The sequence below is a fragment of the Pilosibacter rotomagensis genome (assembly GCF_045062245.2).
Taxonomy (GTDB): Bacteria; Bacillota; Clostridia; order Lachnospirales; family Lachnospiraceae; genus Pilosibacter.
Map to the genome: position 1 here is coordinate 1,201,083 of NZ_CM170323.1, position 19,537 is coordinate 1,220,619.

Here is a 19,537-nt window from a genome sequence, read left to right on the forward strand (position 1 = left end):
GCTGGAGTGCACAGGGATGCGGGGATGGTTCCTCTAAGCCTGCAGGTGACTGCTAAGGGCGAAAACAAGACGACACAACTCGCTGCGCTCAGACAAGTGTCGTCTTGTTTTCAACGCAGTCACCCGCGGGCTAAGAGAAAGCCAGATCCCCGGATCAAGGCACTCCAGCCCGGAAGCTCACCGCTGGGATGTGGCAGAGATTGCGCTCGCGCGGGGCGCATCGCTGAGAGATGCGGCAGATGTATGCTCGCGTGGGGCGCATCGCTGAGGAGTGGCAGGAATAAGATTGGAGGGACGCTCGTGCGGGGATGTGGCAAAATCTACGATTCCCACTTGACGTGCATGGAAAAACCTTGTATTATGATTGATAAGGAATTATTGTTATTCAAATGCTATATATTAGTGGAACTTATCAATATTTGTTACACTCATAAGGAGAAAAGACAATGGCAAAAGTTGGAATTGTAATGGGCAGTGACTCTGATATGCCGGTTATGGCGCAGGCTGCCGAGGTACTGGAACAGTTTGGGATTGATTTTGAGATGACGATCATTTCCGCACACAGGGAGCCTGACACTTTCTTTGAGTATGCGAAGAGTGCTGAGAGCAGGGGCATGAAGGTGATCATTGCCGGTGCAGGTAAGGCGGCTCATCTTCCGGGAATGTGTGCAGCGATCTTCCCGCTTCCGGTTATCGGAATCCCGATGAAGACTTCTGACCTTGGCGGGGTGGATTCCCTCTATTCGATCGTGCAGATGCCGTCCGGGATCCCGGTTGCAACGGTAGCGATCAACGGCGGAAAGAATGCTGGTATTCTTGCTGCAAAGATCCTTGCGGCTTCGGATGCGGATCTCCTTGAAAAGTTAAAGGCTTATTCTGAGAAGATGAAGACGGAAGTGGAGAGCAAGGCGGAGAAGCTCGACAAGATCGGATATAAGGAGTATCTTGCTTCCATGAAGAAGTGATCGGATGATACCACCATCCCAAACCATGAATAAGCAGCCGTTTTGCGCAGGAAAATGAGCAGAGTATGGCTGTTTTAGGAAATTGCAGGAGCACGAAGTGTGGAACAATACGGTATCAGGGGGCAAAAAATTTTGCACACGATATCATCTGATATAGAAAAATTAAGGAAAGGAAAAGCTATCATACATCTTCTGGATGTCTGCGATAGCCGGGAATACATATGGATTACAAGAAAGCCGGAGTTGATATTGAGGCTGGTTACAAGTCTGTGGAGCTGATGAAAGAGCATGTGAAGAAGACGATGCGTGAGGAAGTTTTAGGTGGTCTTGGAGGATTTTCCGGTGCTTTTTCTCTTGCAAAGATCAAGGATATGGAGGAGCCGGTTCTTCTTTCCGGTACGGACGGATGCGGAACGAAGGTAAAGCTTGCGATGATCATGGACAAGCACGACACGATCGGTATCGATGCAGTTGCGATGTGTGTGAATGATATCGCATGTGCGGGCGGCGAGCCGTTATTCTTCCTGGACTATATTGCATGCGGCAAGAACTATCCGGAGAAGATCGCGGATATCGTCAAGGGTGTTGCGGACGGCTGTCTCCAGTCCGAAGCTGCTCTGATCGGCGGTGAGACTGCGGAGCATCCGGGTCTGATGGCTGAGGATGAGTATGATCTTGCCGGTTTTGCGGTTGGCGTCTGCGATAAGAAGGAGATGATCACAGGTGAGAATCTCCAGCCGGGTGATGTCCTGATCGGAATGGCTTCCACGGGTGTTCATTCCAACGGTTTTTCTCTTGTACGCAAGGTTTTTGAGAAAGAGATGACAAAAGAGGGCTTAAATACCTATTATGATGAGCTTGGAAAGACTCTCGGCGAGACGCTTCTTGCTCCGACAAGGATCTATGTAAAGGCTTTAAAGAACGTAAAGAATGCAGGTGTTACGATCAAGGCGTGCAGCCATATCACAGGCGGCGGTTTCTATGAGAATGTTCCGCGTATGTTAAAGGATGGCGTCCGTGCGGTGATCCACAAGGACAGCTATCTGATCCCGCCGATCTTCCCGATGATGCAGCAGAAGGGTGAGATCGATGAGAAGATCATGTACAACACGTTCAACATGGGAATCGGTATGGTCGTTGCAGTCGCTGAGGAGGATGTCCGTGCGGCGATGGCAGCCATGAAGGCAGCGGGAGATACCCCGTATATCATTGGTTCCATCGAGGCAGGAGAAAAGGGAGTGACCTTATGTTAAGAGTCGGCGTTCTCGTTTCCGGAGGAGGAACAAATCTTCAGGCGATCCTCGATGCGATCGATGCGGGTACGATCCGCAATGCGAAGGTGGAGGTCGTGATCAGCAACAATGCGGGTGCATTTGCCTTAGAACGCGCGAAAAAGCACGGGATCCCGGCAGAATGCCTGTCCCCGAAGGAGTTTGCGTCCAGAGAGGAATTTAATGAGGCGCTTGTCGCGAAGATCGATTCCTACCATCTGGATCTGATCGTGCTGGCCGGATACCTGGTAAAGATCCCGGCGGCTATGATCGAAAAATACAGAAATAAGATCATCAATATCCATCCGTCCCTGATCCCGTCCTTCTGCGGTGTCGGCTTTTACGGACTGAAGGTCCACGAGGCTGCGCTTGCGAGAGGCGTAAAGATCACCGGTGCGACGGTGCATTTTGTGGATGAGGGAATGGATTCCGGTCCGATCATCCTGCAGAAAGCGGTTGAAGTGGAAAAAGGCGATACGCCGGAGGTTCTTCAGCGCCGTGTCATGGAGCAGGCGGAGTGGAAGATCCTTCCGAAGGCGATCGACATGATCGCGAACCACGAGATCTGATCGTATCTGTCCTGGCTGATATGTATTTTTACATGTTGCCAGGACAGTCGGCTTATGTCATAGGGAAGTTTACAGGAGGAAGAATAGATGAAGGTTTTAATCGTTGGAAGCGGCGGAAGAGAGCATGCGATCGCATGGAAGGTCGCCCAGAGCAAAAAAGTCGACAAGATCTACTGTGCGCCGGGCAATGCCGGAATCTCCGAGGTGGCGGAGTGCGTGCCGATCGGAGCCATGGAATTTGATAAATTAGTTGCATTTGCAAAAGAGAAAGAGATCGACCTGACCGTGATCGGAATGGATGATCCGCTCGTCGGTGGGATTGTGGATGTCTTCGAGAAAGAGGGACTCCGCGTATTCGGACCGAGAAAGAATGCGGCGATCCTTGAGGGCTCAAAGGCATTCTCCAAGGACCTCATGAAGAAATATCATATCCCGACAGCCGCTTATGAGACATTCACAGACCCGGAGAAGGCGCTGGAGTATCTTGAGACGGCGAAGATGCCGATCGTCTTAAAAGCGGACGGTCTTGCGCTCGGAAAGGGCGTTCTGATCTGCCAGACATTGGAAGAGGCAAAAGAGGGCGTGAAGACGCTCATGATGGATAAGAAATTCGGCTCCGCAGGGGATGAGATCGTCATCGAGGAGTTTATGACCGGCCGTGAGGTTTCCGTTCTGTCCTTTGTGGATGGAAATATCGTGAAGATCATGAGTTCCGCCCAGGACCACAAGCGTGCAAAGGACGGCGACCAGGGCTTAAATACAGGCGGTATGGGAAACTTCTCCCCGAGCCCGTTCTACACGGAGGAAGTCGATGAATTCTGCAAAAAGTACATCTACCAGCCGACCGTTGATGCGATGAAGGCAGAGGGAAGACCGTTCAAGGGCGTGATCTTCTTCGGACTGATGCTGACACCGGAGGGACCGAAGGTCTTGGAGTATAACGCGAGATTCGGCGATCCGGAGGCGCAGGTTGTTCTTCCGAGACTGGAGAACGATATCGTGGACGTCTTTGAGGCGTGCATCGACGGAACGCTCGATAAGGTAGACTTAAAGTTCGACAATGATCGTGCGACGGTCTGCGTTATCCTTGCATCCGACGGCTACCCGGTCGAGTACAAAAAGGGATTCCCGATCGAAGGACTTGAGAAGTTCAAGGGAAAAGACGACTATTATGTCTTCCACTCCGGAACAAAATTCAACGACAAAGGCCAGATCGTCACAAACGGCGGCCGTGTCCTCGGTGTGACCGCAACCGGAAAAGACCTGAAGGAAGCCAGAAAGAAAGCCTATGAGGCGACGGAGTGGGTTTCCTTTGAGAATAAGTATATGAGACATGATATTGGACGGGCGATCGACGAGGCGTAAGTGATCCGGAAAATTTTCTGGATCTGCAGGATCAGAAGAAAAATGACAGATTGATATTGAGAAAACCGGCGATGAATAAATCTTCGCCGGTTTTTCTGCTCTCATGCATCTGAAATGCTCTCATAGCTCATCATCACAAGCTGGAAGATAATCCTGAATCCTCAATAACAACTTTAACAGATGGGATATTGCATTCTGCTGTTATTTGGGCTCCGCTTATTCTGCGGAAAACATCTTCAGTACAGAAGGCTGCTTCATTAACTAAATCAGAGATATCGTTTAATGCACCCCGATTATACCGAAATTGAAAGGTTTCTGAAATATAATTATCGTTTTCAAACGCCATTTCCTTTTCTGGTGCACTTCCTTCTTCATTCAAAACAATATCTCCTATTTTTAAGGTTGCCATTACTGGAACGATATCCTTAAATGACTCGATCGAAATTGTTATATCAAAAACTCCGGTATATAATTTATCTACAGTGACTGAAGTGATAGAGAACCAAGGTTCATCAGCATAGTAAGCCACACTTCCAACGCTGCATGGTGTCATGGATGAGTTTGATCTGCCTTGTTCAAATACATAAATATCTGGTGCCTTTATATAAATTTTATCAGGCAGTGTGTCATATTGATAATTATAAATATGTTCATTTGTATTTCCATCGGAACTTTCTGAAATTTGTTGAAGTTCATGTAAGAACTTGTTATCTATGGCACATTCCATCGTAGAAACCGGTGTTATAACGGCAGTTTCATATTCTGGATACTTTATTGTAACGCTTAAGGTTCCGTCCTCATCAGCGGGCTTGCTATAATAACTCCATATCAGAACTGCAGACAAAAAAACGCACACAAAACAAATAACAGGAACAATTATTTGGGATTTTTCCGCTTTATTCATATGGCCTCCTAAAAATTCTGCTTATCTTGGTTTTATGCGATAATGTACTGACAAAAATAAGATTTTGTTTAAATTGTACTTATATAATAACGGTTTGCTGATCCAGTGTCAACATTCAAGCTCCCATTACAGTGCACGGTCACTGCCATATCAATAAAACAATTGACAGGATGAAATTTTTGTTTCATGATGTTAGAATATTGATGTGATGACCGATGTGCTCACATTGGCGCATTGTAACTGTTCAGTAGGTCTGCGCACTTACGACGCATTTTATATTCAGGAGTGTATCCATGAAATCAATATCCATCTACGCACTGACTAGAAAACAGAATATCGCCTGTCTTTCCAGGCTGGAGCATCAGCTGTCGGGCAGGGAAAAACCTTTAAAGATCCGGACATGGGAACTGAACAGTATGCGGGCATTTGTGGATCACCTGGAAGAACATATGCCGGAGGTGTACCGGCTCCGCTTCTTTTATTCTTTCCAGATCCCGCGTCTCGGAAAAGAGTTTGACCTGCTCCAGGTGAAGGAAAAACAGATCGTGAACATCGAGCTGAAGAGCGGCGCTGTCTCCGGGGACGCGATCCGCAGGCAGCTGATCCAGAACCGTTATTACTTATCGGTGCTGGGGAGACCGATCCGGTCCTATACCTATATCAGCAGTGAGGACCGTCTGGTCCGTCTGACGAATCATGATAACCTTGTGGATGCGGACTGGGACCGGCTATGTGAAGAGTTGAAGGAGCCGGGTAAGGATGAGCCGGGAGATCTCGAAGACTGCTTCCGGGCAGAATGGTATCTGATCTCCCCGCTGACACAGCCGGAGCGGTTTTTGCAGAAGGAATATTTCCTGACGGCCCAACAGAAGGATATTGAGCGGCAGATCTTAAAGAAAGTCCGCGCGGAGCGAAGCGGATATTACTCATTTTCCGGACTTCCTGGGACGGGAAAGACGCTGCTTCTCTACGATATCGCGATGAAACTTTCCGGGCGTCAGAAGGTCTGCATGATCCACTGCGGGACATCGGGAGAGGAGTGGAAGAAGCTTCATGAGAGACTCAGGCGAATTCTCTGGATGTCGGACCGGGAGATCACGGAGGAGACCGGTTTTGAGGATTATGGTGCTGTTTTTGTTGATGAGGCGCATCTGCTGAGTGAGGAGCCCCTGAAGCGGATCATACGGGCAGCAGGAACACGTCCGGTTATCTTTTCCAGTGACTGCGAGGACCAGCTCTCCCCGGAAGAGGCGGATCGGAGTGCGAAGAATGAGCTGGAAAAACTTCCGGGGATCCAGCTTTTCCGACTGACAAACAGGATCCGGACAAATGTGGAGCTTTCCTCGTTTATCCAGAATCTGATGCACCTTCCGGACCGGAAGACCACCCGGCATTTCCCGAATGTCACAGTGCTGTATGCAAATGATGAGCGGGAAGCGGAAAATCTGATGTTGGATGCAGGGGAACACGGGTTTCAGATCCTTTCGCGACAGGAAGACAACGGGAAAACGATGGACCGGTTGGCGGTGCTGTTGGATGAGAAGTATTATTACGATGAAAACAGGTATCTGCGATCGCAGGATCATACGGTGCGCACACTGTTTTACAGGCTAAACGGTGCGAAGGAGAAGCTGATGATCGTAGTGAAAGAGAATGCTCCGGTTTATGAGAGAGTATTGGAGTTGTTGTGAAGAGCATGGGAGAAGATAGTTGGGATATCAGCAGCCAGTTTCCGATAAAAAAGTCTTGACAAATCCGTATGACATTGCTATTATTGCTTTAAACCGTTGAAGAGGAAGTTGTACCAGAAAGAACAGTCTCCCAGAGAGTCCGGGGCGGTGGGATCCGGACAGAGTGTTGTGGTAAGTGGGCCTCAGAGGGCAAGGTGAAAAAGAGGAACGGATCAAGAGGAATCTTTAGTAGCCGAGACGCAGGGTCAGCGTTACGAGACCAGGAATGTAACTGCATTCTGTAAAGAGTGGGTGCTTGGCACCAAACAAGGTGGTACCGCAGGTATATGACAGCCTGTCCTTGAACGAAGTTCAGGGATGGGCTTTTTTGATAAAAAGATTTCCCGATCTTCTGAACTTGAAATGTCAGTCCTTTATGAAAGCCGGAAAACGGAGCGGTGAGAAAATGCATCGTGGCATGCAGAAACGCATAGTCTCCCGGGAGGCTTTCGTATATGACAAGAGTTATGTTACAGAAGAAAGGAAGGCAATCGTATGAGCGAGGAGAGAAAACTTCAGTTTCGCGGCGGGATCGGAATGTCCCTGATCCCGGTAGCAATTTATGTATTCTTCTGCATGGTGCTGTTCGTCGGCTTTAAAGCATTCAACATGGAAGCACTTGCAGTCGGAGGATTTTTAGCCCTTTTGATCGGCGGCGTGTTCTGCACGAGCTACAGTGAGTTCTGGGAGAGTGCGATCCGGGGAATTTCCTCGATCACGTCGGTATCGGTCGTTGTGATCCTGCTGCTCGTCGGCATGTTCAGCGCCCTGATCAAGCTGTGCGGTCTTTCCGGCGGATTCGTATGGATCGCCAACGCAGTCGGCATGAAAGGCGGGATCTTCGTTGCATTTACATTTCTTGCCACATGCATCGTATCGACAGCGACCGGTTCCTCGATTGGAACCATGTTTATCGCGTTCCCGATCTTTTACCCGGCGGGGATCATGCTGGGTGCCAACGAGATGATGATGGCCGGCTGCATCGTATCCGGCGCGATCTTTGGAGATAACCTGGCGCCGATCTCCGACACGACGATCGCTTCGGCTTCCACGCAGCAGTTTAAGAACGGAAAACCGGCCGATATCGGTGGTGTCGTGTCAAGCCGTATCAAGTATTCGCTGGTGGCAGGACTGATCACGATCGTGATCTTCGCGATTTTCGGCGGTGTTGGCGGTACTTATGAGGGAGGTTCCATCGATGCGGCGTCCAACCCGGTTTCGTTAGTCATGCTGATCCCGGTTGTCCTGATGCTGACGGTTTCGACAAAAACAAGAAATATCTATGAAGGCATCCTCGTTGGTCTTGCGACAGGAACGCTTGTCGGCCTTGCAGCGGGATTATTTACTCCGGCGCAGGTATTTTCCAACGACGCGGCAAACAACGCCGCAGTCGGCTTCCTGGTTGACGGGATCAACAATATTTTACCAACCTGTGCGCTTGTCATCTCCGTATTCGGCATCATGGGAGTTTTAAGCGACGCAGGCATGCTGAACCTGATCGCCGAGAAGATCCTCGACAGTAAGATGGCTGGTACAGCGAAAGGCGCGGAGCTCGTCTGCATGATGGGGATCGCATTTACAACGATCTTACTTGGCGGTGTGACGAGTGCCTCCATCCTGACATTCGGACCGATCTTAAATAAGATCGGAGCGGCGAGAAACATTCACCCGTACCGCAGAGCGAACCTTTTAGATGGAACGGCGAACAGTCTTCCGGCGATCATCCCGTTCATGAGCGTGTTCGTATTCATCGGATCCGCATTGACAGGTCTTTCCCCGGTCATCGTTGCGGGCGGAACGATCTACGGATTTGTCCTGTTCTTTGTATTCCTTGGAGCTGTCCTTACGGGATGGGGATGCCAGAAAGAAGAATAGGGGAGTGGTTTCCCGGATCTGGATCATGAAAGCTCATGAAGTGTCAGGATGGCACAGACATTGGAACGAGTACACGAGAGAAAAGAGGTTATGGAAAAATGGATGATACCTTTACATTATACGATCTCAAGGTGGAAGTAGTCGCCGGTGACTGCCCGATGGTGTGCAGCCACAAGGTGGGGGACTATTTCCTGGTACAGGGAGAAAACCTGGTGTTTCCGAAGGAAACATCGTTTTCCATGTATTCCCTGAGCGCCATCCTGCCGCTTCTTCCGGCAAAAGAACGGCCATTGGACCCGAACGACTGGATGCTCTCCGACGCGGAGATCGCCTGCCCGGATCCGAACTGCGGGGCGAGATTTAAGATCACAAGAGTCGGAAAGCGGATCCAGAGTCATGGGCAGTGCACGGTCGTGCCGCTCATGAGACTGGATGCGGGAAAATATCATGAGAATTAGATAATAAGGAGAATCGATCATGCAGAAAAAAGCTCAGTTTAAAAATGGATATACCTTCAACCGCGTCATCAATGGCTGCTGGCAGCTCTCCGCGGAGCATTGTCTTCAGGGACACCTGGACTATGACGATGCGATCCGCGCGTTCCACGAGCTGGTGGAGCAGGGATTTACGACGTTTGACTGTGCCGACATCTACACGGGCGCTGAGGAGGTCCTCGGCCGCTTTGTGACAGAGTTAAAGGCGAGCGGACATTATCAGGAGGAAGACATCCAGATCCACACGAAATTTGTGCCGGACAAGGACGTTCTTCCGGTGATCAACATGGAGTACACGGAAGGAATCGTGGACCGCTCCTTAAAGAGAATGCACCGCGAAGCTCTGGATCTGGTACAGTTCCACTGGTGGGATTTCAATGTGCCGGGCATGATGGAGACGGCCTTTGACCTTGTAAAGCTTCAGGAAAAAGGAAAGATCCGCAACATCGGTATGTGCAACATGGATACAAACGCCTTAAAGCAGATGGTTGACGCCGGTATCCCGGTCGTATCCAACCAGGCGCAGTATTCCGTCTTTGACCGCCGTCCGGAGAGAACACTTTTGGATTACAGCGCAGAGCACGGCATCTACACATTCGCTTACGGCACACTGGCCGGTGGATTTCTCGCGGAGCGCTACATGGGAAAGACATATGAGGCGCCGGAGACCCGTTCCCAGGTGAAATACATGCAGATCATCGAGGATTCCCTCGGCTGGGACGGAATGCAGAAGCTCCTTCCGGTCCTGAAAGCGATCGCAGACAACCACGGCGTCAGCATCGCCAACGTGGCAACCCAGTACATCTTAAACCAGAAGAGCGTCGGAGCCGTCATGGTCGGAACCAGAAACTCCAAACATGTAAGATCCAACATCCAGACACTGGAATTTGATCTGACCGCGGAGGAGATGAAGACGATCCGCGACTTTATCGATCAGTACCCGACTCCGGAGGGAGAATGCTATGAGCTTGAGCGCACCTCTCCGAGATACAAGGGGATCATTCTGACGGACAGAAACCATGTGGATAAGTAAAATGACATGCAGGGATCATGGCAGGAGATTTCCAGAAAAGCAGGATCAGCGATGACAGAGAATCAGACTGCAAGAATGGTTCGGACAGTTTTGTGAGAATATCAGAAAGTACGGAAGGGACACCAGAGATGGTGTCCTGTTTCGTTACAGGACGCAGAAAAACTGCTGCTTTTCATGGGAAGGAATCTTTCTCTTTACACATACCGAATTAGTAGGTATAATGGTAAAGGTTTCAGGGGCAAAATCCCGTCGAATGGTTGTTTTAACAGGGAGATTGCCGGTAACATTGCAGGAAAGACAGGATTGGAGATAGAGATGTTAAATCAGTTCTCAAGAACACAGCTCCTTTTAGGAGCAGAAAATATGGACCGCCTTGCGAAGGCGAAGGTTGCGATCTTCGGAATCGGCGGAGTCGGCGGATATGTGGCGGAGGCACTGGCGAGAAGCGGAGTCGGTTCCTTTGTGCTGGTGGACGATGATAAGGTCTGCCTGACAAATATCAACCGCCAGATCATCGCGACGAGAAAGACAGTTGGACAGTATAAGGCGGAAGTCATGCGCGACCGGATCCTGGATATCAATCCGGATGCCCAGGTCGAGGTCAGAAAGTGCTTTTATCTCCCGGAAAATGCGGATGAGTTCGACTTTACGGAATATTCCTATGTGGTCGATGCGGTGGACACGGTGACGGCAAAGATCGAGATCATCATGCGGGCGATCGACTGTAAAGTTCCGGTCATCAGCAGCATGGGCGCCGGAAACAAGCTGGATCCGACGCAGTTCCATGTGGCGGATATCTATAAGACGAGCATGTGCCCGCTCGCGAAGGTCATGCGCCGCGAATTAAAGAAGCGCGGAGTGAAGAAGTTAAAAGTCGTTTACTCCACGGAGCAGCCGGTTGAGCAGCAGGAAGACATGAGCATCAGCTGCAGAAAGAACTGTATCTGTCCGCCGGGCGCGAAACATAAATGCACCGAGCGCCGTGCGATTCCGGGCAGCATCGCGTTCGTTCCGTCGGTTGCCGGACTGATCCTTGCAGGGGAGATCGTGAAAGACCTGACAGTGATGCCGCCGAAGAAGGTGGAAGAGCAGGGGCAGTGATCAATGCCAGGAGCGAATAAAAGATCATAAAAAGACATCACAAAACCGGAAATTGGAGTGGATTCCATTCGAACAAGGTTTTGTGATGTCTTTTTACTTTCAGGGATACAGAAAGAGCTGCCAATGGCAGCCCCCTCTGATTTCAGTTTTATAATCTTTCCAGGATCGCATCCACATACTCTTCGGTACTTGCTGTTCCGTGCAGGTCTTTTGTGAGGTGTTTTCCTTCTGCGAGAACTTCATCGACGGCTTTGCGGATCCGCGCTGCAGTCTCATTTTCCCCGAGGTACTCTAACATCATGCAGGCGGACCAGAGGAATGCAGTCGGGTTTGCAAGGTGCTTTCCGGCGATATCCGGCGCGCTGCCGTGTACAGCTTCAAACATGGCGTAATCGGCACCGATATTGCTGGATGGAACGAGTCCGAGACCGCCGATCAGACCGCTGCAGAGGTCGGAGAGGATGTCTCCGTACAGGTTCTGCATGACCATCACGTCAAACTGGTTCGGGTTCATCACGAGCTGCATGCAGGTGTTGTCGATGATCTTGTCATCGCTCTCGATCTCCGGATATTCTTTCGCGATCTCCTTGAAAATGGATAAGAACATGCCGTCGGACATCTTTAAGATGTTTGCCTTGTGGACGCAGGTCACTTTTCTGCGGCCGTTTTTCTTTGCATACTCGAATGCGTCACGGATGATGCGCTCACTCGCTTTTCGTGTAACGATCTTGATCGCATGGACGGTGTCCGGATCGATCTGCTCTTCGACGCCGACGTAGAGGCCTTCCGTATTTTCACGGAAAATGACGATATCCACATTTTTGAACGGTGTTTTTACGGCATCGTTGGATCTTACCGGGCGGATGTTTGCGTAAAGATCATATTTTCCGCGGAGTGTCACGTTCAGGGAGCGGAATCCCTTTCCGACCGGGGTCGTGATCGGGGATTTTAACAGCACTTTTGTCCGCTCAAAAGATGCGTAGGCTTCCTCCGGGATCAGTGCGCCGTTGCGTTTCCATTCGTCCTCTCCGACGTTGTAGATTTCATATTCGAGAGGTGCGTTCGCTGCCTTTAAGATCTTTAACACATTGTCAACAAGTTCCGGACCGATTCCGTCACCGCGGAATACTGTAATTTTGTGATTCATATGATGATTCTCCTTTTTGAATGATTTGATTTGATCCTACAGTACAAATGTCACGATCAGGTTATAGACTGCACAGCAGATCACACTGATCGGAACGGCAACAAAGAGAAGCCGGTTAAACAGATGGTTGCGGTCTTCCTCGTTTCCACAGGAACCGAGGATCAGACTTCCGCCGGATGAGAACGGGCTGATCGCGCTGCTCTGTGCGCCGAGGATCGTGCAGGCAAAGAGAGCGGCCGGGTTCAGTCCGGTTGCAGCGGCGAGTCCCGGGATCAGCGGGAATAATGCCGGTGCAACAACGCCGGTCGTGGAACTGAAGAAGCTCATAAACGCACCGACGAAGCTGAATGCCAGCGGGATCAGGGCAGCCGGTACATTGGATCCGATCCATGCGGAGAGGGCATCGATCGTGCCTGCTTTTACAGCGACCGCGATCAGCATGCCGGCTCCGGCGATCATGAGGATCGTATTCCACGGAACACGGGCGATGACCTCTTTCTGAGGTGCCAGATCAAATAACAGGGCAATGATGGTAAAGCAGAAAGCAACGAGACCGACATCAACTTTTCCTGCAATCGTTCCGATCAGGGCATTGTCCGGAAGCGCGAGCTTTAAGAGTGGGAAGATCAGGACGATCACCATCATCAGCAGCATCAAGTATAAAGTCAGCTTCTGCTTCCTGTCAAACGGTTCTGGCCTGGAGAAAGTAACTCCTTTGCCGATGCCGCGGTTGCTCTTAAAACCGAAGCGGAAGATCGCGATCAGGATCAGGGAGAAGATGATGGCGAATCCAAAAATCTTCATTTCGTCCACAAACGAATTCGGTGTTCCAAAAGCCGGTTCTGACTCGTAAGCGGTATCGATCAGACCGCGGAATACGACACCGAGAGAGGCTGTCGGAAAGTTTCCGCCTGCAAGCGCACCGCAGTTGATCGCGACAGCGCCGGTCAGCTTGTCCATTTTTGCTTCCTCGCAGATCAGGATCGTGATCGGAGCCAGAAATGCGAGAACAGTAAAGTAGGCAGCTCCCATTACCGAGAGAACAACTGCTACAAAGAAGAGGGCAAACGGCAGCATGCCCGGGAAACGGCGGCACATGTAGAGAAGACTTGCAGACATCTTCTCAAGCGTTCCGTTGACAGCCGCAAAGTTGTAAAAAAGGGAGACGGACAGGATCACAAACATCGTGCTGACCGGCCAGAAACTAATTAGCTCTTTTGTCTTGATCCCCATACCGAAACATCCGATCAGGTAAGCGAACGAGATACAGAAGAATCCGGTATTGATCTTTGTCTTGTAGCCAAGAACGACGGCAACTGCGATGGATGCGACCAGAATGATACTTAACATGCGGATTCCTCCTGTTCGTTGATGCCGAGCAGGGATGCCGGGATCGTGTGAGTCATATGGTAAACATGTTCTTCCGGAATTCCGTGATCGACCAGATACTGCATGTATTCCGCAAGTGCGAGTTCCCAGTGCGGATTTTCCGTCTGTCCGCCGTCGGTGTCGACCATGACATTTCGGTAGCCGACTTCTTTGATGATCTCCAGATTGTCTGCGAGATTGCTCTTATATTTTCCGCCGCCCATGTTCTGTGCGTAACAGCGCTCCAGGATGACGTTGTAATCCTTCACGAGGCGGAGCTGGTCTTCATGGCTCATTCCCACGATCCACCACTCCGGATGGGTGATCACGATATTTTTGACTCCGAGGTCGCGGGCTGCCTCGACGACGGTAAAGATCTCATCAGGTGCGATATGGGCAGTTCCAAGGACTGCATTGTGATCGCGGACAAGTTCCAGTACAGAGCGCAGTTCCGGAACGATCTTTCCGTCTTTTACGACTTCCACGCACTGACTCAGATCCTGGCCCATTTTCTGCATGTGATTTTTTGCGGACTGTGTCGGGAGCCAGACAACTTTTGCTCCAAGACGAAGTGCGGTATCGACGGCTTTCGGATTGATCCCGCCTACAACGCGGTTTAATGTGATGCTTCCGTACATGGTGAAGTTGTTCGTGTTTCCATGTACGATCTCGTTGTGACGGTTGCAGAGATATGCGCGGTCCATGGTTGTCCCCTGATGTGTCTTGATGACGATGGCACGCGCGCCGACGCGGATCGCTGCTTCCATGAGTTCGAAGTCATCGTATGCGCGAAGGCGCAGATCCGGATTCGTATGGACATGCATGTCGATCACGCCTTTCATGAGATCCTGTTTCATTCAAATTCCCTCCTGTGTGTTTTTGCTGTCTTCAGAGACATTGATTTTGCTATGGTTATATTTTATACTAGTCTTGATATAGGGGAAAGCCACAATTTACGATACCAGGTATCGGTAATTCCGATATCTGACGGAGGTGTTTTATGGACTTAAAAGAGCTGGATTACATTGTAACCGTTGCCGATGAGGGGAGTATTTCCCGGGCGGCGGAAAAATTGTTTATGGCGCAGTCAAGTCTCAGTCAGGCTGTCCGTCTGATCGAACAGGATCTCGGTACATCTGTTTTTGTCCGCACTGCCAGAGGAGTCCGCCTGACGGCTGCCGGGGAGGCGTTTATTTCTCATGCCAGACAGATCCTGCAGCAGTACCGGGAAGCGCGCAGTGAGGCTTCTGATATCGAAAACTTAAAAGGCGGGACGATCATCTTTGGGATCAGCACCTACCGGGGAACGTATCTGCTGCCGCCGGTCCTGAAAAAATTTCACGAGCGTTATCCAAAGGTGCATGTGGAGATCAGCGAGATGGACAGTATTGATCTGGAAAACCAGATCCTGGAGGGAATCCTGGATCTCGCACTGATCGCAGCACCTCCGGTCCGGATCAAGCATGGATTCGAGGAACTGATGAGGGATGAGATCATGCTCGTCACTACGAAAGAGCATCCTGTCATGAAATATGCACACGAATGCGAGAATGATCCGGAAGAACTGTGGATCGATCTGAAGGATACCGCCCCGTATGAATATATTTTAGGTCCGCCGAACACGGTACTCGGCCGGACGGCACGCCATTCTCTGCGGGAAGCAGGTGTGGAACCTCTCGGACTCGATACATACCTTTCCGCGGCGTTTGCGGCAGCTGTTGCGCGGGAAGGTGTTGCGCTGGCCTTTACCTACCGGTCCTGCCGGATCATGCGGGATGGATTCCGGTATCTGCGGATCGGAAAAGAGGGGATTTTCCTGGACCTTGCACTGGTCTGGCCGGCAGGAAAATACCGGTCCAGGGCGGCGAAAGCGCTCGCGGATCTGCTCCATGAGATGGCACCGGAACTGCTTCACCGATAGGATTTGACAGAGACACACTTGTATGTGTATAATAGAAATCAATGCATGACAATTTAACAGACTGGCGCGTCGTGGTGGTGAAGCTTTTTGTCGGTGCCGGTCTGGAACGACGGCTGTAAGAGGGGAAATGACAGAACAGCCGGAAAGATCGATCTGAAAAGGAGAAAAGAAAATTATGGTGTTAGCAGTCATCGAAGCGGTGTACCGCTTCCTGTGGGGAGATCTGTTCACGATCCCGATCGGCAACGGAAATGGGATCGGAATCCCTCTTCTCGTGTTGCTTTTGATCCCAACGGGGATCTATTTTACGATCCGGACGAAATTCCTTCCGGTCCGGCTGTTTCCGGATATGATCCGGGCGCTGGGCGGAAAAAAGAAGGAAGAAGGCGGTCTGTCACCGGTGCAGACCTTGTTTGTGTCGACAGCGACCCGTGTGGGAATGGGAAATCTCGTCGGAGTTGTCGCTGCGATCTCTGCGGGCGGCGCGGGAGCCGTGTTCTGGATGTGGATCTCGGCGATCTTTGGTTCCTCCACGGCATTTGTGGAGGCAGCCCTGGCGCATCTATACAAAGAAAAAGATCCGCTCTACGGCGGATATCACGGCGGTCCGGCTTATTATATCCACAGCTATGCGGAGCGCGTGAGAAAAAAGAAATTGAAACACTCCATCGTTGCCGTTTTGTTTGCGCTGTCCGGTCTGATCTGCTGGGGCGGGATCAGCCAGGTCATCAGCAATTCGGTGGCATCGGCATTTAAAAATGCATTTGGAATCTCACCAATGATCACGACGGTCATTCTTGTTGTGCTCTCGGCGGTGATCGTCTTAAGAAAAAATGCAACGGTCCGCGCGCTGGATGTGATCGTTCCGATCATGGCGGGATGTTATTTTGTGATCACCCTGTTCATCATCGCGACGCATCTCGGAAGCGTTCCGGGCGTTTTTAAGAGGATTTTTGAGGAGGCATTCGGACTCCGCCAGATCGCAGCGGGTGGTTTTGGCGCGGTTCTCATGAACGGAGTCAAGCGCGGTCTGTTCTCCAACGAGGCCGGTTCCGGTTCCGCACCGTGTGCAGCGGCAGCGGCGGAGGAGAGTGACTCGGTAAAGGTCGGACTTGTCCAGGCACTAGGCGTATTTATCGATACGATCGTGATCTGCAGCTGCACGGCGATGATCATGCTGCTTGTCCCGGAGGAACTGACGATGGGACTCGCAGGAATGGACCTTCTCCAGAAAGTCATGAGCTACTATATGGGCGAGTTCGGAGTGGTCTTTATCGCCATCACGCTGGCATTGTTCAGTTTCTCGACATTCCTCGGAATCCTGTTCTATGCGCGTTCCAACGTGGCATACCTCTTCGGAAACCGCTGGTGCTATCAGACTCTTTATAAGATCTTCGCCCTGATCATGCTGTTTGTCGGCGGTCTTCAGGCCTACACAGTCGTCTGGGACCTCGGCGATGTCGGCATCGGACTGATGACCGTGTTCAACCTCATGGTACTGTTCCCGCTGTCCGGGGAGGCGCTGCGGGCGTTGAGGGAGTATGAAGAGAAGAAAAAGATGAAATGAAATGCTGGAAAAGAATAGAAAAGCGGCAGAAATCTGAAAAACTGTGAGCGGAGGAACGGGACAGTTCCATGATCGCATAAAAAGATCCGTCAGGATACCGGGGAGAAGAAATTTTCGGTATTCTGGCGGATCTTTTTTGTTTGATCATCATCCCGGAAACACCGTCTCGATCGTCAGCGACTTCCCATCCTCCGTGGACGCCTGGATCTTTCCGCGGTGCGTGTTCACGATGGCTTTTGCGATCGCGAGACCGATCCCGTAGCCGCCGGTCGCGGAATTCCTCGATCGGTCGGAGCGGTAGAAACGGTCAAAAAGGTGCGGGAGCTCAGTAGGATCGACCTCAGATGCCGTGTTGAAACTGCGAGAACCGACATGCTGGAGCTGCTGAAGAAATTTCCGGATGATCAAAGATCCGGATTCCACGCGGTCCAGTATATCTGTTCCAGGATCAAATCGCCGGAGAGCATGATGGAGAAGTTAAAGAGGAAAGCGCTGCCGGAGACACTGGAGTCGGCACTCTGTGAAGTCCATGATGCGGTGGGAGTCCGGGTCATCTGTTCCTTTGCGGATGATGTGTTCCGGGTGGAAAAATGGCTGAAAAGTCAGGAAAACTATGAACTGGTCAAAGAAAAGGACTACATTTCATATCCGAAGCCAAACGGGTATCGCGGGATCCATCTGATCCTTCGGGGAATGACCGGAAAAACGGCGGGAACTTATGTGGAGATCCAGCTCCGGACGATCGCCATGGATTTCTGGGCGAGCCTGGAACACCAGCTGAAATATAAAAAGGAGATCGGACATGCGGCGATGATGAGCGGGGAATTAAAGCAGTGCGCGGATGATATCGCGTCCGTAGATCTTTCGATGCAGACGATCCGCGATATCATCGAGACGGAAGAGTGAAAAGCTCTCAGCTGCGGATCCGCGCATGGATCCCGGAAGTGAGATTCGGGTGTTTCAGACCGCAGATCCGCTGTTTCGGGCTGCCGCCGATGAAGACGCGTTTCCAGACATCCTGGTCCAGTTCATCGTCATGGACATACACTTCGATATCGGTCATCGGCGGGAGCGGAGTTCCGCCGAGCGTGAAGCTGCCGGATGGATCCTGGATCAGGATCCCCTCTTTCACGACGTCTTTCTGCATATAAGAAGCGGCAAACTGAGCGGAGGAGAGATGTGTGATGAGTTCCAGCATCAGGTCGATCTTCAGGCTTTCCTCGGCGGACATTTCCTGTTTATTCAGAGCGCTTGTGAGTACGGATTCATATTTTTCGAGAAAATTTCCGCATGCGGATTCCAGCGTGGAGAGATCCTGCTTCAGTTCGTTTGTGATTTCCATAAAGACATCCTCCTTTAAATATATTTGGGAATTGAGAAACCTGCTCCGGAAACGGCAGCAGGATTATTTTTCATGATGATAATCCAATAATTTCCACAAATGACATTCACTGAATGTCATCGGTGTTTCAATAATAACATATATTGTTTGGAGTGACAATCAGTGAATGCCAAACAAGGAGTGTTATTATATGTATAAAAATAAAACAATATCCGGCAGGAACAATATCTGCGGGATCAAAATTCATGAGCTTCGCTGTGCGATGACGGATGTATCGCAGAAGCATCTGGCGGACATGCTCCAGCTCAAGGGACTGGATCTTGATAAGAATGCGATCCAGAGGATCGAGAGCGGGAAGCGGTTTGTGACCGATATTGAGCTGCGTTATTTCGCAAAGGTCTTAAACGTCAGTTATGAGGCACTTCTGGATCCGGATGTTCCTGAGAATGAGTAAAAGCTTTTGTGTAGTAATTTCCCGCAAACAGATCTGAACGTGCTTTCGACCGTCTGTTTGAGGAAAAATCGTCTTTTTCCTGGAAGAGAAGACCGATATGGTACGGAAAACCGCCGTCAAAGATGCGGTGGTAGGCGGGACTTCCGTCCTCACGGATCAGGAGTGTTTCCAGCGGAACCTGAAATAATTCACCGAGTACCAGCATATTCGGGAGGGAAGGAAAGGATTCCCCCCGGAGCCATTTATAGATCGACTGGGGACTGTCCAGTTCCAGCGCGTCCTGGAGATCCCGCACGGTCATTTTTCTTCTTCGCATTTCATCCCGGATCTTTTTTCCGGTCAGTTTTTTCGACAGATTTTTCATACTTTCAATCTTATCCTCCATATTTCCAATCAGAACAGATCAATATCAACTGTCGGACATAAAAAAC

20 protein-coding genes are annotated in these 19,537 nt (G+C 50.5%); 13 read left to right on the forward strand and 7 right to left on the reverse strand.

The annotated features are described in order from the left end of the window. Positions 1-446 precede the first annotated feature (446 nt). From purE to purD, 4 genes are all read left to right on the forward strand, one after another. Positions 447-965, forward strand: a complete 519-nt coding sequence (gene purE / locus ACI3EW_RS05300) for a 5-(carboxyamino)imidazole ribonucleotide mutase (protein ID WP_118298514.1) — start codon at positions 447-449, stop codon at positions 963-965. 221 nt (positions 966-1,186) lie between these two features. Beyond that, positions 1,187-2,218 carry a phosphoribosylformylglycinamidine cyclo-ligase gene (purM, locus tag ACI3EW_RS05305; protein ID WP_118298513.1) on the forward strand — a complete coding sequence of 344 codons (1,032 nt, stop codon included), beginning with the start codon at positions 1,187-1,189 and terminating at the stop codon, positions 2,216-2,218. Beyond that, complete coding sequence (purN, locus tag ACI3EW_RS05310; RefSeq protein ID WP_118298512.1) at positions 2,212-2,805, forward strand: phosphoribosylglycinamide formyltransferase; 594 nt, start codon at positions 2,212-2,214, stop codon at positions 2,803-2,805. Before purM ends, purN begins: the two co-directional genes overlap by 7 nt. An 87-nt stretch (positions 2,806-2,892) precedes the next feature. Further along, complete coding sequence (gene purD, locus ACI3EW_RS05315) at positions 2,893-4,170, forward strand: phosphoribosylamine--glycine ligase (protein WP_118529490.1); 1,278 nt, start codon at positions 2,893-2,895, stop codon at positions 4,168-4,170. Positions 4,171-4,303: 133 nt separating this feature from the next. On the opposite strand, the gene ACI3EW_RS05320 is transcribed toward purD, so the two are convergent. Continuing rightward, positions 4,304-5,074: a hypothetical protein gene (locus ACI3EW_RS05320; protein ID WP_405580303.1), complete on the reverse strand. Its 771-nt coding sequence runs from the start codon at positions 5,072-5,074 to the stop codon at positions 4,304-4,306. 293 nt (positions 5,075-5,367) lie between these two features. Here ACI3EW_RS05320 and ACI3EW_RS05325 point away from each other — a divergent pair, with 293 nt between their 5' ends. The 5 genes from ACI3EW_RS05325 (at position 5,368) to ACI3EW_RS05345 (ending at position 11,307) form a co-directional block, all read left to right on the forward strand. Next, entirely contained in the window at positions 5,368-6,765 is a 1,398-nt protein-coding gene (locus ACI3EW_RS05325) for a P-loop NTPase family protein (protein WP_405580306.1), read from the forward strand. Between the two features lie 534 nt (positions 6,766-7,299). Beyond that, positions 7,300-8,679, forward strand: coding sequence for a Na+/H+ antiporter NhaC family protein (locus ACI3EW_RS05330; RefSeq protein WP_215703151.1), 1,380 nt, complete (start codon positions 7,300-7,302; stop codon positions 8,677-8,679). 98 nt (positions 8,680-8,777) lie between these two features. After that, positions 8,778-9,137 (forward strand): TIGR04076 family protein, encoded by a 360-nt coding sequence (locus ACI3EW_RS05335; protein ID WP_405580311.1) that lies wholly within the window; start codon positions 8,778-8,780, stop codon positions 9,135-9,137. Between the two features lie 19 nt (positions 9,138-9,156). Then, positions 9,157-10,206 (forward strand): aldo/keto reductase, encoded by a 1,050-nt coding sequence (locus tag ACI3EW_RS05340; RefSeq protein WP_118298506.1) that lies wholly within the window; start codon positions 9,157-9,159, stop codon positions 10,204-10,206. A 315-nt stretch (positions 10,207-10,521) separates the two neighbouring features. Further along, positions 10,522-11,307 carry a tRNA threonylcarbamoyladenosine dehydratase gene (locus tag ACI3EW_RS05345; RefSeq protein ID WP_118298505.1) on the forward strand — a complete coding sequence of 262 codons (786 nt, stop codon included), beginning with the start codon at positions 10,522-10,524 and terminating at the stop codon, positions 11,305-11,307. A gap of 148 nt (positions 11,308-11,455) precedes the next feature. On the opposite strand, the gene ACI3EW_RS05350 is transcribed toward ACI3EW_RS05345, so the two are convergent. Genes ACI3EW_RS05350 through ACI3EW_RS05360 form a run of 3 tightly spaced genes read right to left on the reverse strand, consistent with a single transcriptional unit; the run spans position 11,456 to position 14,679 of the window. Beyond that, positions 11,456-12,454, reverse strand: a complete 999-nt coding sequence (locus tag ACI3EW_RS05350) for an isocitrate/isopropylmalate dehydrogenase family protein (RefSeq protein ID WP_118529495.1) — start codon at positions 12,452-12,454, stop codon at positions 11,456-11,458. Positions 12,455-12,490: 36 nt separating this feature from the next. Next, positions 12,491-13,804, reverse strand: a complete 1,314-nt coding sequence (locus tag ACI3EW_RS05355; RefSeq protein ID WP_405580315.1) for an SLC13 family permease — start codon at positions 13,802-13,804, stop codon at positions 12,491-12,493. Beyond that, positions 13,798-14,679: a DUF6282 family protein gene (locus ACI3EW_RS05360; RefSeq protein WP_118298502.1), complete on the reverse strand. Its 882-nt coding sequence runs from the start codon at positions 14,677-14,679 to the stop codon at positions 13,798-13,800. The genes ACI3EW_RS05355 and ACI3EW_RS05360 overlap by 7 nt, the downstream gene beginning before the upstream one ends. A 143-nt stretch (positions 14,680-14,822) precedes the next feature. Here ACI3EW_RS05360 and ACI3EW_RS05365 point away from each other — a divergent pair, with 143 nt between their 5' ends. Continuing rightward, on the forward strand, positions 14,823-15,743 hold the full coding sequence (locus tag ACI3EW_RS05365; protein WP_215703153.1) for a LysR family transcriptional regulator: 921 nt from the start codon (positions 14,823-14,825) through the stop codon (positions 15,741-15,743). A 175-nt stretch (positions 15,744-15,918) separates the two neighbouring features. After that, a complete protein-coding gene (locus tag ACI3EW_RS05370) occupies positions 15,919-17,310 on the forward strand; it encodes an alanine/glycine:cation symporter family protein (RefSeq protein WP_485663318.1) in 1,392 nt (463 codons plus the stop codon). A 147-nt stretch (positions 17,311-17,457) separates the two neighbouring features. Here the strand turns inward: ACI3EW_RS05370 and ACI3EW_RS05375 are convergent, their stop codons facing one another. After that, complete coding sequence (locus ACI3EW_RS05375; protein WP_405580320.1) at positions 17,458-17,718, reverse strand: ATP-binding protein; 261 nt, start codon at positions 17,716-17,718, stop codon at positions 17,458-17,460. On the opposite strand from ACI3EW_RS05375, the gene ACI3EW_RS05380 reads away from it, so the two are divergent. Next, a complete protein-coding gene (locus tag ACI3EW_RS05380; protein WP_405580323.1) occupies positions 17,683-18,216 on the forward strand; it encodes a GTP pyrophosphokinase in 534 nt (177 codons plus the stop codon). The two genes, ACI3EW_RS05375 and ACI3EW_RS05380, sit on opposite strands and share 36 nt — an antisense overlap. A 7-nt stretch (positions 18,217-18,223) precedes the next feature. On the opposite strand, the gene ACI3EW_RS05385 is transcribed toward ACI3EW_RS05380, so the two are convergent. Then, positions 18,224-18,652 (reverse strand): hypothetical protein, encoded by a 429-nt coding sequence (locus tag ACI3EW_RS05385; RefSeq protein ID WP_405580326.1) that lies wholly within the window; start codon positions 18,650-18,652, stop codon positions 18,224-18,226. A 190-nt stretch (positions 18,653-18,842) separates the two neighbouring features. Between ACI3EW_RS05385 and ACI3EW_RS05390 the strand changes: the two genes are divergently transcribed. Continuing rightward, entirely contained in the window at positions 18,843-19,106 is a 264-nt protein-coding gene (locus ACI3EW_RS05390; protein WP_118529503.1) for a helix-turn-helix domain-containing protein, read from the forward strand. Here the strand turns inward: ACI3EW_RS05390 and ACI3EW_RS05395 are convergent. Continuing rightward, a complete protein-coding gene (locus ACI3EW_RS05395) occupies positions 19,060-19,470 on the reverse strand; it encodes a helix-turn-helix domain-containing protein (protein ID WP_147352701.1) in 411 nt (136 codons plus the stop codon). The two genes, ACI3EW_RS05390 and ACI3EW_RS05395, sit on opposite strands and share 47 nt — an antisense overlap. Positions 19,471-19,537: the final 67 nt, after the last annotated feature.

Coding starts and splice junctions, on each gene's coding strand:
- purE (WP_118298514.1), top strand. CDS start 447: ATGGCAAAAGTTGGAATTGTAATGGGCAGTGACTCTGATATGCCGGTT.
- purM (WP_118298513.1), top strand. CDS start 1,187: ATGGATTACAAGAAAGCCGGAGTTGATATTGAGGCTGGTTACAAGTCT.
- purN (WP_118298512.1), top strand. CDS start 2,212: ATGTTAAGAGTCGGCGTTCTCGTTTCCGGAGGAGGAACAAATCTTCAG.
- purD (WP_118529490.1), top strand. CDS start 2,893: ATGAAGGTTTTAATCGTTGGAAGCGGCGGAAGAGAGCATGCGATCGCA.
- ACI3EW_RS05320 (WP_405580303.1), bottom strand. CDS start 5,074: ATGAATAAAGCGGAAAAATCCCAAATAATTGTTCCTGTTATTTGTTTT.
- ACI3EW_RS05325 (WP_405580306.1), top strand. CDS start 5,368: ATGAAATCAATATCCATCTACGCACTGACTAGAAAACAGAATATCGCC.
- ACI3EW_RS05330 (WP_215703151.1), top strand. CDS start 7,300: ATGAGCGAGGAGAGAAAACTTCAGTTTCGCGGCGGGATCGGAATGTCC.
- ACI3EW_RS05335 (WP_405580311.1), top strand. CDS start 8,778: ATGGATGATACCTTTACATTATACGATCTCAAGGTGGAAGTAGTCGCC.
- ACI3EW_RS05340 (WP_118298506.1), top strand. CDS start 9,157: ATGCAGAAAAAAGCTCAGTTTAAAAATGGATATACCTTCAACCGCGTC.
- ACI3EW_RS05345 (WP_118298505.1), top strand. CDS start 10,522: ATGTTAAATCAGTTCTCAAGAACACAGCTCCTTTTAGGAGCAGAAAAT.
- ACI3EW_RS05350 (WP_118529495.1), bottom strand. CDS start 12,454: ATGAATCACAAAATTACAGTATTCCGCGGTGACGGAATCGGTCCGGAA.
- ACI3EW_RS05355 (WP_405580315.1), bottom strand. CDS start 13,804: ATGTTAAGTATCATTCTGGTCGCATCCATCGCAGTTGCCGTCGTTCTT.
- ACI3EW_RS05360 (WP_118298502.1), bottom strand. CDS start 14,679: ATGAAACAGGATCTCATGAAAGGCGTGATCGACATGCATGTCCATACG.
- ACI3EW_RS05365 (WP_215703153.1), top strand. CDS start 14,823: ATGGACTTAAAAGAGCTGGATTACATTGTAACCGTTGCCGATGAGGGG.
- ACI3EW_RS05370 (WP_485663318.1), top strand. CDS start 15,919: ATGGTGTTAGCAGTCATCGAAGCGGTGTACCGCTTCCTGTGGGGAGAT.
- ACI3EW_RS05380 (WP_405580323.1), top strand. CDS start 17,683: ATGCTGGAGCTGCTGAAGAAATTTCCGGATGATCAAAGATCCGGATTC.
- ACI3EW_RS05385 (WP_405580326.1), bottom strand. CDS start 18,652: ATGGAAATCACAAACGAACTGAAGCAGGATCTCTCCACGCTGGAATCC.
- ACI3EW_RS05390 (WP_118529503.1), top strand. CDS start 18,843: ATGTATAAAAATAAAACAATATCCGGCAGGAACAATATCTGCGGGATC.
- ACI3EW_RS05395 (WP_147352701.1), bottom strand. CDS start 19,470: ATGAAAAATCTGTCGAAAAAACTGACCGGAAAAAAGATCCGGGATGAA.